Origin of the sequence: Magnetospirillum molischianum DSM 120 (genome assembly GCF_000294655.1) — a bacterium.
Taxonomy (GTDB): Bacteria; Pseudomonadota; Alphaproteobacteria; order Rhodospirillales; family Magnetospirillaceae; genus Phaeospirillum; species Phaeospirillum molischianum.
Genome location: NZ_CAHP01000001.1, coordinates 252,154 through 264,651, shown reverse-complemented (window position 1 = coordinate 264,651; position 12,498 = coordinate 252,154). Strand labels below are relative to the sequence as shown.

At 62.0% G+C, this 12,498-nt stretch carries 9 protein-coding genes; 4 read left to right on the top strand and 5 right to left on the bottom strand.

Translation table 11 applies throughout. The features are described from left to right. Positions 1-5: 5 nt before the first annotated feature. Complete coding sequence (locus PHAMO_RS01275) at positions 6-1,979, top strand: methyl-accepting chemotaxis protein (RefSeq protein ID WP_002725604.1); 1,974 nt, start codon at positions 6-8, stop codon at positions 1,977-1,979. On the opposite strand, the gene PHAMO_RS01270 is transcribed toward PHAMO_RS01275, so the two are convergent. Continuing rightward, positions 1,923-2,615: a TetR/AcrR family transcriptional regulator gene (locus PHAMO_RS01270; RefSeq protein WP_002725603.1), complete on the bottom strand. Its 693-nt coding sequence runs from the start codon at positions 2,613-2,615 to the stop codon at positions 1,923-1,925. The genes PHAMO_RS01275 and PHAMO_RS01270 overlap by 57 nt on opposite strands. 142 nt (positions 2,616-2,757) lie before the next feature. Here PHAMO_RS01270 and PHAMO_RS01265 point away from each other — a divergent pair, with 142 nt between their 5' ends. Genes PHAMO_RS01265 through PHAMO_RS01255 form a run of 3 tightly spaced genes read left to right on the top strand, consistent with a single transcriptional unit; the run spans position 2,758 to position 8,536 of the window. Beyond that, entirely contained in the window at positions 2,758-3,930 is a 1,173-nt protein-coding gene (locus tag PHAMO_RS01265) for an efflux RND transporter periplasmic adaptor subunit (protein WP_002725602.1), read from the top strand. 15 nt (positions 3,931-3,945) lie between these two features. Beyond that, a complete protein-coding gene (locus tag PHAMO_RS01260) occupies positions 3,946-7,086 on the top strand; it encodes an efflux RND transporter permease subunit (RefSeq protein WP_002725601.1) in 3,141 nt (1,046 codons plus the stop codon). Positions 7,087-7,117: 31 nt separating this feature from the next. Beyond that, the gene (locus PHAMO_RS01255; protein WP_051002338.1) at positions 7,118-8,536 is read left to right on the top strand and encodes an efflux transporter outer membrane subunit; all 1,419 of its coding nucleotides are present in this window, start codon (positions 7,118-7,120) and stop codon (positions 8,534-8,536) included. A 113-nt stretch (positions 8,537-8,649) separates the two neighbouring features. On the opposite strand, the gene pufA is transcribed toward PHAMO_RS01255, so the two are convergent. The 4 genes from pufA to PHAMO_RS01235 all read right to left on the bottom strand — a co-directional run bounded on the left by pufA (position 8,650) and on the right by PHAMO_RS01235 (position 12,481). Further along, on the bottom strand, positions 8,650-8,823 hold the full coding sequence (gene pufA / locus PHAMO_RS01250) for a light-harvesting antenna LH1, alpha subunit (RefSeq protein WP_002725599.1): 174 nt from the start codon (positions 8,821-8,823) through the stop codon (positions 8,650-8,652). Between the two features lie 29 nt (positions 8,824-8,852). Further along, on the bottom strand, positions 8,853-8,993 hold the full coding sequence (gene pufB / locus PHAMO_RS01245) for a light-harvesting antenna LH1, beta subunit (RefSeq protein WP_039853353.1): 141 nt from the start codon (positions 8,991-8,993) through the stop codon (positions 8,853-8,855). 193 nt (positions 8,994-9,186) lie between these two features. Continuing rightward, positions 9,187-10,488, bottom strand: coding sequence for an RsmB/NOP family class I SAM-dependent RNA methyltransferase (locus tag PHAMO_RS01240; RefSeq protein ID WP_002725596.1), 1,302 nt, complete (start codon positions 10,486-10,488; stop codon positions 9,187-9,189). A gap of 154 nt (positions 10,489-10,642) precedes the next feature. Continuing rightward, the gene (locus tag PHAMO_RS01235; RefSeq protein ID WP_002725592.1) at positions 10,643-12,481 is read right to left on the bottom strand and encodes an AMP-dependent synthetase/ligase; all 1,839 of its coding nucleotides are present in this window, start codon (positions 12,479-12,481) and stop codon (positions 10,643-10,645) included. Positions 12,482-12,498: the final 17 nt, after the last annotated feature.

Here is a 12,498-nt window from a genome sequence, read left to right as displayed (position 1 = left end):
GCCTCATGCTGCCGCGAAAAATCAATCCTTCACAATCCCTCGCCGCTCGGGTTTCAACCCTGGCTGTCATGGGCTTATCCGCTCTGCTTCTCCTTCTCTTGACCCAGACTTGGTCTGAAGAAATCGTCTCTACCGAGCGGAATGAAGCCGAGGCGCATAATCTTCTGTTCAGCCAAAGCCGCGACCTGCGGATCATCGCGTTGGAAATGCGACGCGCGGAAAAGGATTTTCTGCTGCGCAAAGATCCCAAATACGCCGAAATCGCCCTGTCAACGGCGAACCAGGCGGTGGATCTAACCAAACGAATGGCGACCGAACCCCATGCAGAGATCTTCCGCTCCGATCTTGAGGCGATCAGCACCGGACTCGAACGCTATCGCATCGCCTTGCAAACGGTATCCAACAATCTGATCAAACAGGGACTGAGCGAGGAGAAGGGACTGGAGAAGGATCTCCGCAGCGCCGCTCACGCTATCGAGAAAAGCCTTGCCGCCACCAGCTCCGAACCGACTCTGATGGTCCATCTGCTGATGATGCGCCGAAGCGAGAAGGACTTCCTGCTGCGCCATCGCGGAGAATATCTTGAGAAGGTCGCGACGTCGCAACGCGCCTTCCTCGCCACGCTCGACCGCAGCGGCCTAAACGAGAGTCAACGCGCCACCCTGCGGCAGGATGCCGAGAATTACCTCACCACTATAACCGCTTACGGTGCGCTCGATCAGGAAGCCGAGGCGGCTCGCAAGGCACTCAGCGAGAGTTACGCCAGCTTCGGCGACCGCTTTGACCAATTGGGAGAGCGCGCCGGCAAGGAACGCGACGAAGCGCTGCAAAGCGTCGCCGTCACCACCGACAGGGCCACAACATTCACCTGGGTCTTCAGTCTTGCGCTGGCTGTGGTCTTCCTGATGGTCACGCGCTCGGTCGGCCGCTCGATCACCGTGCCGCTGCTCGCCATCACAGACGCGATGCGCAAGATGGCAGAGGGAGCCCGCGATCTTTCCATCGCCCATCAAACCCGTCGCGATGAAATCGGCGACATGGCCCGCTCCCTCGAAGTCTTTCGCCGCGAGTTAACCGAAACCGAGAAGCTCCAGCGCGATGCCGAACAGACGCGCCAGCGCGAACTCGACCGTGCCCAGCGCCGCGACCAATTGACCAGTCGGTTTGACCAAGCGGTTACCCAGGTGATGATCGGGGTCTCCACCGTGGTCGATCAGGTCGCCAGCGCTTCGACCGAACTGAATGCCGCCGCCAGCCTGACCGGCGATCAGAGCGCTTCGGTCGCCCACGCCGCCGAGGAATCCGCCGCCAATGTCCAGACGGTTGCCTCGGCAACCGAGGAATTGGGCGCGTCAACCTCGGAGATCAGCCGCCGGGTCCAGGACACCACCCGCATCTCGCAAATGGCGGTTGAACACACTGCCGAAGCAACCCGCCGGGTTGACGATCTGCAACAGGCCGCTGACCGTATCGGCGAGATCGTCCAAATGATCGAGGACATTGCCGGACAGACCAACCTGTTGGCCTTGAACGCGACAATCGAGGCGGCCCGCGCCGGCGAAGCGGGCAAAGGCTTCGCCGTCGTCGCGGGCGAGGTCAAGGCCCTGTCAACCCAGACCGCGCGCGCCACCGCCGAGATCCAAAGCCAGATCGCCGGGGTCCAGAACAATACCCACGAAGCCGCCGATTCGATCATGCGCGTTCGCGATGTGGTCGGGCAGGTCGATGGCGTCGTCACCTCGATCGCCTCGGCAGTCGAAGAGCAGACCGCCGCGACTCAGGAAATCGCCCGCAACGTCCAAGAAGCCGCCGAAGGCAACGCCGAAGTCAGCCGGGGCATCATCGAGGTGTCGCGCGCGGCGGGACAAACCGGCGATCTTGCCAACCGGATGCATTCGGTTGCCCTGGAACTGGGACAGGTTTCAGCCAAGCTGCGATCCGAGGTCGATAATTTCCTTGGGGGAATCCGGGCGATCTGAGATCGTTTCAACGCGACTGGGAGGACGGCCGACCCCATCGAGAAAAATCCCCACCGCGATGCGAACGTGAGAATCGATTTGCTCGTCGCTCCAATGCGGCACCAACCCTAGAACTTGGCGGACATGCAGATCGCCCAGAACGGCCCCTAGATAAATTTGGGCGATCTCTTCGGGCGAGCCAACATTTTCGCGCACGGACAGGGCGGCGCGGAACCGTTCGGCCAAACGATGTTCAAGCGTGCGGGGGCCGGTATTGAAGAAAAACTCGGCGATCTCCGGTACCCGATGCCCCTCGGCGACGATAATTCGATAGACCGCGATGGTCTCCGGGGCCAACGCGGAATAGACAAAGCGCCGCCCCAGTTCGATCAGCCCGGCTTCGCAGAAGGTGCACGGGCCGCTATCGTCGCCCAGCAACTGCCAGACGGTCGAGGTGACCTCCTCGACCATGGCGCGGAGCAAGCCCGCCTTGCTGCCAAACTGCTCGTAAAGGGTGCTGCGAGATCCCTTGGAACGCTTTAAGATATCGGTCAGGCTAGTGCACTCAAATCCTTTTTCGAGAAACAGCTCCCTGGCGGCATCCAGCATGGCTTGACGGCGGGCTAACCCCCGTCCCTGCGGCTTTGCCTGTGTCATGGTTGGCCTGTCTCTCCTGTCCCTAGGTATATCCCGACGAAAGCGCCTTGATCGAGACTAAACTGTACGGTACGGTACACTGCATAATCAGCGGCGTCCATTCCTTCTCCGATTGGCGTCGCCGAAGTCAAGGATTCCGACAATGCCCTTCCCCCCCAGATTTCCATCCCTGGCTGTTCTCGCTTTTGCCGTGTTGATGACAGCCGGTTGCGACGACAAAAAGCAGTCGAACGCCCCTCGCCCCTCCGGTCCCGTTGAGGTTTCCGCCATCACGGTCGAGCCCGGTCGGGTGGCGCTGACCACTGAATTGCCCGGCCGGACCACAGCCTTCCGCGTTGCCGAGGTCCGACCCCAGGTCAACGGCATCATCTTGAAGCGACTGTTCCAGGAAGGCAGCGAAGTCAAAGCGGGGCAGCAGCTCTATCAAATCGATCCGGCGACCTATCAAGCGGCCGTCAACAGCGCTCAAGCCGATCTCGTCAAAGCCCGCGCCTCCTTGAAGTCGGTTGAAGCCAAGGCATCCCGCTATGAGGATTTGGTGCGGATCAATGCGGTGTCGCGTCAGGATTACGACGACGCCATCGCCAGTCTCGACCAAGCCAAGGCCCAGATCCTGGTCGCGGAAGCAGCGGTACAGACGGCGCGGATCAGCCTGGGCTACACCAAGGTCTTCGCTCCGATCAGTGGCCGCATCGGCAAGTCCAGCGTCACCGAAGGTGCATTAGTCACCGCCAACCAGACCACCAGTCTGTCCACCATCACCCAGTTGGACCCGATCTTCGTCGATGTCAGCCAGTCGAGTTCCGAGTTGCTGCGTTTGCGCCGGACGATTGCAGCCGGTGGCAATGCCGCAACGGCAACCGCACCCGTGACCCTGACCCTGGACGGCACATCTCAACCCTACGACCTGCCCGGTCGGCTCGAATTCTCCGACGTCACCGTCGATCAGAGCACCGGCGCGGTCCAAGTCCGCGCTGTGTTCCCCAATCCGCGCCACGAACTTTATCCAGGCCTGTTCGTCCGCGCCCGCATCGAACAGGGCGTGAAGGAGCAGAGCATTCTGGTCCCGCAGAAATCGCTGGTACGCAGCGCCGATGGTAGCGCCTCGGTCTGGGTCGTCGGTGCCGACAACAAGGTCGCGCCGCGTCCAGTCACGGTCGGTCAGGCGGTCGGCGACAGTTGGATCGTCGAACAGGGGCTGGCCTCTGGCGATCAGGTCGTGACCGAAGGGTTGCAGAAGATCCGTCCCGGTGCTGAAGTCCGCGTCGCTCCCGCCAAAGCGCCCCCTGCGGCTCCCCCCGCCGCTGCCCGCTGATCGGAGAGTCCCCCCATGCCTCGCTTCTTCATCGATCGCCCCGTCTTTGCCTGGGTGATCGCCATCATCATCATGTTGGCGGGCGGATTATCGATCCTGTCGCTGCCGATTGAACAATATCCGCGGATCGCCCCGCCGGCGGTGCAGATCTCCGCCTATTATCCGGGGGCGGCGGCCCAGACGGTCGAAAACACCGTCACCCAGGTGATCGAGCAGAAGATGAATGGCCTCGATCATCTTCGCTACATGTCATCGACCAGCGATTCCGCGGGCAATGTCTCGATCACTCTGACCTTCGACCCCGAAGCCAACCCCGACATCGCCCAGGTCCAGGTGCAGAACAAACTGCAACTGGCGATGCCGCTGTTGCCGCAGGAAGTCCAAAGCCAGGGCGTCAAGGTCGCGAAGGCCGCCAAGAACTTCCTGCTGGTCGCGGGGTTCTATTCCAAGGACGACCGCTATCCCCAGGTCGATCTGACCGACATGCTGACCTCGCGGGTTCAGGACCCGATCAGCCGGGTCAACGGCGTCGGCGAAGTGACCGTGTTCGGTGCCCAGCACGCGATGCGAATCTGGCTGAACCCGGACAAGCTGGTCAGCTATGCCCTATCCACCACCGATGTCGTCAATGCGATCAAGGCCGAAAACGCCGAAGTCTCGGTCGGCCAGCTTGGCGGCAATCCGGCGGTACCGGGACAGCAGATCAACGCCACCATCATGGCCCAAAGCCGACTGGAGACCCCCGACCAGTTCGGCGCGATCCTGTTGCGGGTCAATAAGGACGGCTCGCAGGTCCGGCTGAAGGACGTGGCCCGGATTGAGGTCGGCTCGGAAAATTATGAAATCCAGGCCAAGTATAATGGCCACCCCGCTGCCGCGATGGGGATCAAGCTGGCGACCGGCGCCAACGCGCTTGAAACCGTCGATGCAGTGCGCAAAAAGTTCGAGGAGTTGAAGAAGGTTCTGCCCGAAGGGCTGGAGGTCACCTACCCTTACGACACCACGCCGTTCGTCCGCATCTCGATCGAGGAAGTGGTCAAGACCCTGATCGAGGCGATCATCCTGGTCTTCCTGGTGATGTTCCTGTTCTTGCAGAACTTCCGGGCGACCCTGATCCCGACCATCGCGGTTCCGGTGGTGTTGCTCGGTACTTTCGGTATCCTCGCCGCCAGCGGATTCACGATCAACACGCTGACGATGTTCGCGATGGTGTTGGCGATCGGCCTGTTGGTCGATGATGCCATCGTCGTCGTCGAAAATGTCGAGCGCGTGATGAGCGAGGAGGGGTTATCCCCCAAGGAAGCCACACGAAAATCGATGGATCAGATCACCGGGGCATTGATCGGCATCGCCCTGGTTCTTTCGGCGGTTCTGGTGCCGATGGCGTTCTTTACCGGCTCGACTGGTGCAATCTATCGCCAGTTCTCGCTGACCCTGGTGTCGGCAATGGGACTGTCGGTGCTGGTAGCCCTGATCCTGACTCCGGCCTTGTGCGCCACGATCCTAAAGCCGGTCGAGCGCGGCCACGGCTTGTCTTCCCGCGGCTTCTTCGGCTGGTTCAACCGCAATTTCGACCGCAGCCGGTCGATGTACATCACCGGCGTCCGTGGTGTTCTCCGCCGGACCATACCGTCTTTGTTGGTCTACGCCCTGCTGCTGGCCGGTCTGGCCGCGATGTTCATCACACTTCCCTCCGCCTTCCTCCCCGAGGAAGACCAGGGACTGATGTTCGTCCAGGTTCAGACTCCGGCCGGGGCCACACGCGAACGCACCGCCGAAACGATGTCGAAGGTCGAGTCCTATTTCCGTGAACAAGAAAAAGACACGGTCCAAAGCATCTTCACCCTGGCTGGCTTCAACTTCGCCGGTCGCGGACAAAATGCGGGTATGGCCTTCATCCGGCTGAAGGATTGGGACGAACGCAAGGCTCCCAACCAGAAGGTAAAGGCCATCGCCGGTCGCGCCATGGTCAATCTGTCCAAGATCAAGGACGCAATGGTGTTTGCCTTCGCGCCGCCTGCGGTGATCGAACTGGGCAACGCCAACGGTTTTGACTTCCAGTTGCAGGATCTGGCCGGAGTCGGCCACGAAGCGCTGATGCAGGCCCGCAACCAGATGCTGGGCATGGCTTCGCAGAACCCGGCCTTGGTGGGAGTCCGGCCCAACGGGCTGGATGACACGCCCCAATACCGGATTTCGGTCGATCGGGAAAAGGCATCGGCGCTCGGCCTGTCGCTCTCGACGATCAATACCACCCTATCGGCGGCCTGGGGATCGGCCTACGTCAACGACTTCATCGAAAAAGGCCGGGTCAAAAAGGTCTATATCCAGGCCGATGCCCCGTTCCGGATGCAGCCCGGAGACGTCAATCGTTGGGAGGTCCGCAACGCCACCGGCGATATGGTGCCATTCTCGACCTTCGCCTCGGCGCAATGGACCTACGGTTCACCACAGCTCGAACGCTATAATGGCGTTCCCTCGCGTGAAATCATGGGTGCCCCTGCTCCGGGCCACAGCTCGGGCGAGGCGATGGCGATCATGGAAGATCTGGCCACCAAGCTTCCGCCCGGTATCGGCTATCAATGGACCGGCCTGTCCTACGAAGAACGGCTGGCCGGGTCGCAGGCTCCCGCGTTGTACAGCATCTCGGTGCTGGTGGTGTTCCTCTGCCTCGCCGCGCTATACGAAAGCTGGTCGATCCCGTTCGCTGTGATGCTGGTGGTTCCGCTCGGCGTGTTGGGCGCGGTTGGCGCGGTGACCCTGGCCGGACGTCCCGACGATGTTTATTTCCAGGTCGGCCTGCTCACCACCATCGGTCTTGCCGCTAAGAACGCCATCTTGATTGTCGAGTTCGCGAAGGATCTCTATGAGAAGGGAATGTCGCTGACCGACGCCGCGATCATGGCGTCCCAACAGCGGCTGCGCCCGATTCTGATGACCTCTCTGGCCTTTATTCTTGGCGTTCTACCGCTGGCGATCGCCAACGGCGCCGGGTCGGGGGCTCAGAACGCAATCGGCATCGGCGTGATGGGCGGCATGTTGAGTGCAACCTTCCTGGCGGTCTATTTCGTGCCGCTGTTCTTCGTCATCGTCATCGGCCGCTTCGGCAAAAAGCGGGAGACGCCCGCTGGCACGGAAGGATCGACCGATGTCTGAGTCTCTTTCTCTCCCTAGTCGGAACACCGTCATGACCAGACCGCTTCTCGCGGCTCTTGCCGCCGCTACCCTGCTTTCGGGCTGCTCGCTGGTTCCCGATTACCTGCGGCCCGATTTGCCGGTCCCCGCCCTCTGGCCAGCCGGAGCTGACCCGGCCCCCCAGGCCAAAACGGATAAGCCGTTGCTGGGCGACATGGCATGGAAAGAGTTCTTCACCGACGCATCGCTTCAGCACCTGATCGAGCAAGCACTGGAAAACAACCGCGACCTTCGGGTCGCGGCGCTGAACATCGAGGTGGCACGGGCAACCTACCGCGTCTCCGAGTCTGATCTGTTCCCGCATCTCGATGCGGGAGCGTCGGAAACCATTCAGCGCAATCCGCGTTCGATCAGTTCGTCAGTCCCAAAGACGGCGAGCACCACTCGCCGTTTCAACGCTAATCTGGGAATCACGTCGTTTGAGCTGGATCTGTTCGGACGGCTATCCAGCCTGGAAGAACAGTCGCTCGAAAAATATCTGGCGACCGAAGAGGCGCGAACCTCGACCCGCATCGCCCTGATCGCCGAAGTCGCCAATGCGGCCCTGACCCTGTTCGGCGACCGCGCCCTGCTCAATCTTACCAACGAGACCCTGGGGAGCCGTCAGGCCTCGTTGGAACTCATTGAACGCAGCTTCCAACAGGGTGTCTCCTCACAGCTTGACGTTGCCCAGGCCCGGACGGCGGTTGAAACCGCCCGCGTCAACCGCTCGCGTTATCAGCGTCAGGTCGAGCAGGACAAGAACGCCCTCACGCTGTTGGTCGGGGCTCCAATCGACGAAACGAAACTGGCGACGGCGGGAGATCTCGGCGGAATTCATTTTGTCGAGGATCTGCCGACCGGCCTGCCCTCCGAGGTTCTGCTCCGCCGTCCCGACATTGCTCAGGCCGAGCACGCCCTGAAAGCCGCCAACGCCAATATCGGCGCGGCCCGCGCCGCGTTCTTCCCCACCCTGTCGCTGACGGGATCGTTCGGCACCACCAGCACGACACTGGACACCCTGTTCGCCGCTGGAACAGGTGCCTGGGCGTTCGCGCCCCAGATCACCATGCCGATCTTCGACGCCGGAAAGAACTTCGCCAACCTCGACAGCGCCAAGGCCAGCCGCGACATCGCCATCGCCCAGTACGAGAAGTCGATCCAGACCGCATTCAGCGAGGTCTCGAACGCTCTGACGGCAAAGAGCACCCTGTCCGAGCAGATGAAATCGCAATCCGATCTGGTTGCCGCCACCCGCGACAGCTATCGCCTGTCGCGTGCCCGCTATGAACGTGGCATCGACAATTATCTTTCCGTGTTGGATTCCCAGCGCTCGCTTTACGGCGCTGAACAGGACCTGATCTCGGTCCAGGTCTCGCGCCTGTCGAACCTCGTCACCTTGTACAAGGTTCTCGGCGGAGGCGTGTCATAACGCTGGCAACGGGGTGGGGTCGAAGCAGACCCCACAAAAGACAACGGGCGGAACCGAGCACTAAGCTCAGGTTCCGCCCGCATCACCAGAGTAAACTCACTCGTAAGTGAGGATTACTTCGTGGCGGTCTTGGCAGCGCCCAGGGCGATCCAGTTGAAGCCCGGAGCAGCCAGAACGGCGGCGTGCACCGAGATCGCCACGACCACGGCGACAACCCAAATCACGGGCAGCCAGGTCGACGGGTTGATGACCAGCCAAATCTTGTAGTCGTCTTTCGGATTGCTCATAGAAAAAAACCCCCTAAGAAAAGGCTAGATCAGAACCAGGGCTTCCAGGCCCAAACCAGAACGTGCGCCGCAACGGCGAACACGAGGAAGGTCAGGAAAGTGGTCTGGAACTGGCCGTGGAATTCAGCGGCTTCCTGTTCGGTCAAACCCGACAAGCTTCTCTCAGCCATGTATGTAACTCCATCACGGTGGGGGCAACGAGCGGGGTCCGCCGCTGCCGGGCCTCATTAACGGAATGTAATGTTGCATTGACGGTTGCCGGAGTCAAATCGATTTTTCGACTCGACACCTTTTCCTCTTTATCCCGCAAAAATGGTGCCTACGTCGTAGCGCATTCCCCCCACACCGCGCGGGAAGCGGCGGTTAACCCGCCGCCCGCTCCAGCACCGATGCGAAAAAGCCATCGGTATGGTGACGCAACGGAGTCAGGCGCAAATGCGGCCCCGGCACCGGACAGGAAGTTCCAATCGTCTCGGCCCACACCTCTTCGACCGGAACCTGACGATAATCGGGATGGGCGGCAAGGAACGCCTCGACCTGAGCCTCGTTCTCCTCGGTCATCAACGAGCAGGTGGCGTGAATCAACCGCCCGCCGGGACGGACCAGCCGCGCCGCGCTGGTCAGGATGTCGCGTTGACGAACGATCAATTCGAGCAGGTCGGACTCGCCCAACTGCCACTTCGCATCGGGATTACGCCGCCAAGTTCCGGTCCCGGTGCACGGTGCATCGACCAGAACCCGATCGAAGCTTCCGGCCGAGCGTTTGATCCATTTGTCGGACTCGCCCTCGATCACCCGCCGGGTGACATTGTGGACTCCGGCGCGGCGCAACCGATCACCGGCGCGGTCAACCCGCCAACTAGCGACGTCGCAAGCAACGAGGCGTCCCTTATTAGCCATCGCCGCGGCCAGCGCCAGCGTCTTCCCCCCGGCTCCGGCGCAGTAATCGACTACCGCCATCCCCGGCTTGGCCCCGACGATCAGTGCAACCAGTTGCGACCCTTCATCCTGGACCTCGATCAGCCCGTCGCGCCATGCCTGGATCTGAACCAGCGGCAGTCTCGACGCCAGCCGCAGCCCCAACGGCGAGAGCGCCGTCGGTTCGGCCCGGATCTTCTCGGCGGCCAGGGCGGCGATCGCCTGCTCGCGCGTTGCCTTCAAAGCGTTGACACGCAGATCGAGCGGCGCTTCGTCGCGCATCGCCCCCATTTCCTCGCCCAGCGTCTCACCGAACAGAGCGGTCAGACGCGGCTCGATCCATTCCGGGTATTCCGAACGCACATGCGGCGGCATGTCGCGGTGGAACGGTGATTTCAGTTCCAACATCCGCTCCATGAAGCGCCGTTCTTCCGGCTCGGGCGCCCAAGCCGAATGCGGACCGCGAAACAAATCAGGGTCGGGCTGGATGCCTTCAAGCGCCATGTCGGCCAGAACCCGGCTGCGGGCGTCGATCTCCGTATGCCCGAAGGTCTGAAGCCACCAATCGAGCCGGGCGCGACGGCGCAGCACCCGCCACACCACTTCGGCAACGGCACGGCGATCCTTGGCACCGATATAACGGCGGTCGCGATAATAAGAGGCGGCAACGGAATCGGCGGGCTTGGCCGATTTCTCAATCGCGGACAGAACGTCGATGGCAGCCTGAAGCCTGGCGGCGGGAGTCATGGTAAAGCACCTGAAAAAGGAGTGAACGCGACCCTGGGGCGCGCAAGCCGACACGGCCCGACGGAACAGTCAGACGCCCCCGCACGGCACGGTCGGGAGCCGACTCATAGTGCAGCCGGCACGGCAAATGCAACACTGGCAAGCACCACCCCGTCTACATCGCTTCAACCTTCGGCCGCGATGCCCGCACGGAGCGGTCTTCGTACATCCCATCCAGAATCGCGGCGTGACTTTCGCGGATCAGATGGCGGCGGATTTTCATCGTCGGCGTCAACAACCCGTTCTCGACCGAGAACGGCTCGGCCAGCACGGTGAAGCGACGGATCCGCTCGACCGGAGCCAAATGGGCGTTGACCTGCTCGACAGCATGGGCGATCTCGGCCTTAAGGCGAGGATGCTCGATCACCACCCGCTCCCGCGCGGGAGCCCCCAAAGCCTGAACCCGATCAGGGTCGGGCACGATCAGCGCCACCAGATGCGGCCGACGGTCGCCATGCACCATCGCCTGGGCGATGCCGGGCTGAAGAGTCAGCAGACACTCGATCCGCTGCGGCGAAACATTGTCACCGCCGGAATTGACGATGATATCCTTCTTGCGATCGGTAATGCGCAAATTGCCATCGGGATCGATTACCCCGATATCGCCGGTATGCAACCACCCATCGGGATCGATCGCGGCGGCGGTCGAGGCCGGGTCCTGCCAATAGCCCTGCATCACCATTTCGCCGCGCACCAGGATCTCGCCATCTGCGGCGATGCGGATCTCAACCCCTTCGATCACCGGGCCGACCGATTCGACCCGGACCCGGCCAGGACGATTGACGCTGATCACCGGAGCCGCCTCGGTCTGCCCATAGCCTTGCAGAATGGTAACGCCAAGCGACAGGAAAAAGCGGCCGACTTCGGGCGGCAGCGGTGCCCCCCCGGAAACGAACGCCTTCAACCGTCCACCGAAACGGTCGCGGATTTTATCGCGCACCACCCGGTCCAGCACCCGATCCGCAAGACTGTCGAGCGGCCCCAGCCGCCCCCCCTGGGCAATCCGGCGCTCACCGAGGGAAAGAGCGGCATGGAACAGAGTCTGGCGCAACCGACCGACCTTGCCCAACCCCTTCAGGATACGGATACGGATGCTGTCATACAGACGCGGCACCGCCGTCATGATGGTCGGGCGGACCTCCAGCATGTTGGCGGACAGGTGCTCGATACTGTCAGCGTAGTAGATGGTCGCGCCGATCGAGATCGGCAGGAACAGCCCGGCCGTATGCTCATACGCATGCGACAACGGCAGAAACGACAGGAACACCTCGTCGCAATGGACGCCACCATTCAGGTCATCGACCAGAACGGCGGCACCATAACAGTTATGCAGGATCGCGCCGTGCGACAGCATGACCCCTTTGGGCACACCGCCGGTTCCCGACGTGTGAATGATACAGGCGGTATGGTCGCGGCGCAGACCGGCAACACGGGCGCGCACATGCGCCTCGGCTCCGCTGGCGCGGCCCAGGGCCATCACCTCATCCCAACTATGGCGGACGATTCCCTCGGGCGGTTCCGCGAAAGGAGGATCGATCACGATCACTCCCGGACGGGCGCTGGCTTCGGCAGCCGCGGCCAGAACCCGATGAGCCAAAGCCGGAGTCGAAACGATCGCCAGCTTTGCCCCTGAATTATCCAGGATATGACGATGATCGGCGACAGTATTGGTCGTATAAGCCGGAACGGTAATCGCCCCGGTCGCCATGATCGCCAAATCTGCGATGGCCCATTCGGGCCGGTTCTCGCCGATCAGCGCCACCCGGTCGCCTGCGGTAACCCCCAACCGTTCCAGTCCAGCGGACAGAGCAAGCACTTCGTCTGCAACGGCGCGCCAAGATTGCGTTCGCCATTCCCCGTCACGCCGCGCCACCAGAAACGGCTTTTCCCCCAGCCGTGCCGCCCAGCCGAAAAACAATCCCGGCAAGCTTTTGCAGGCGCGAATATCCTCCATGCGACGATCTCCCTGTT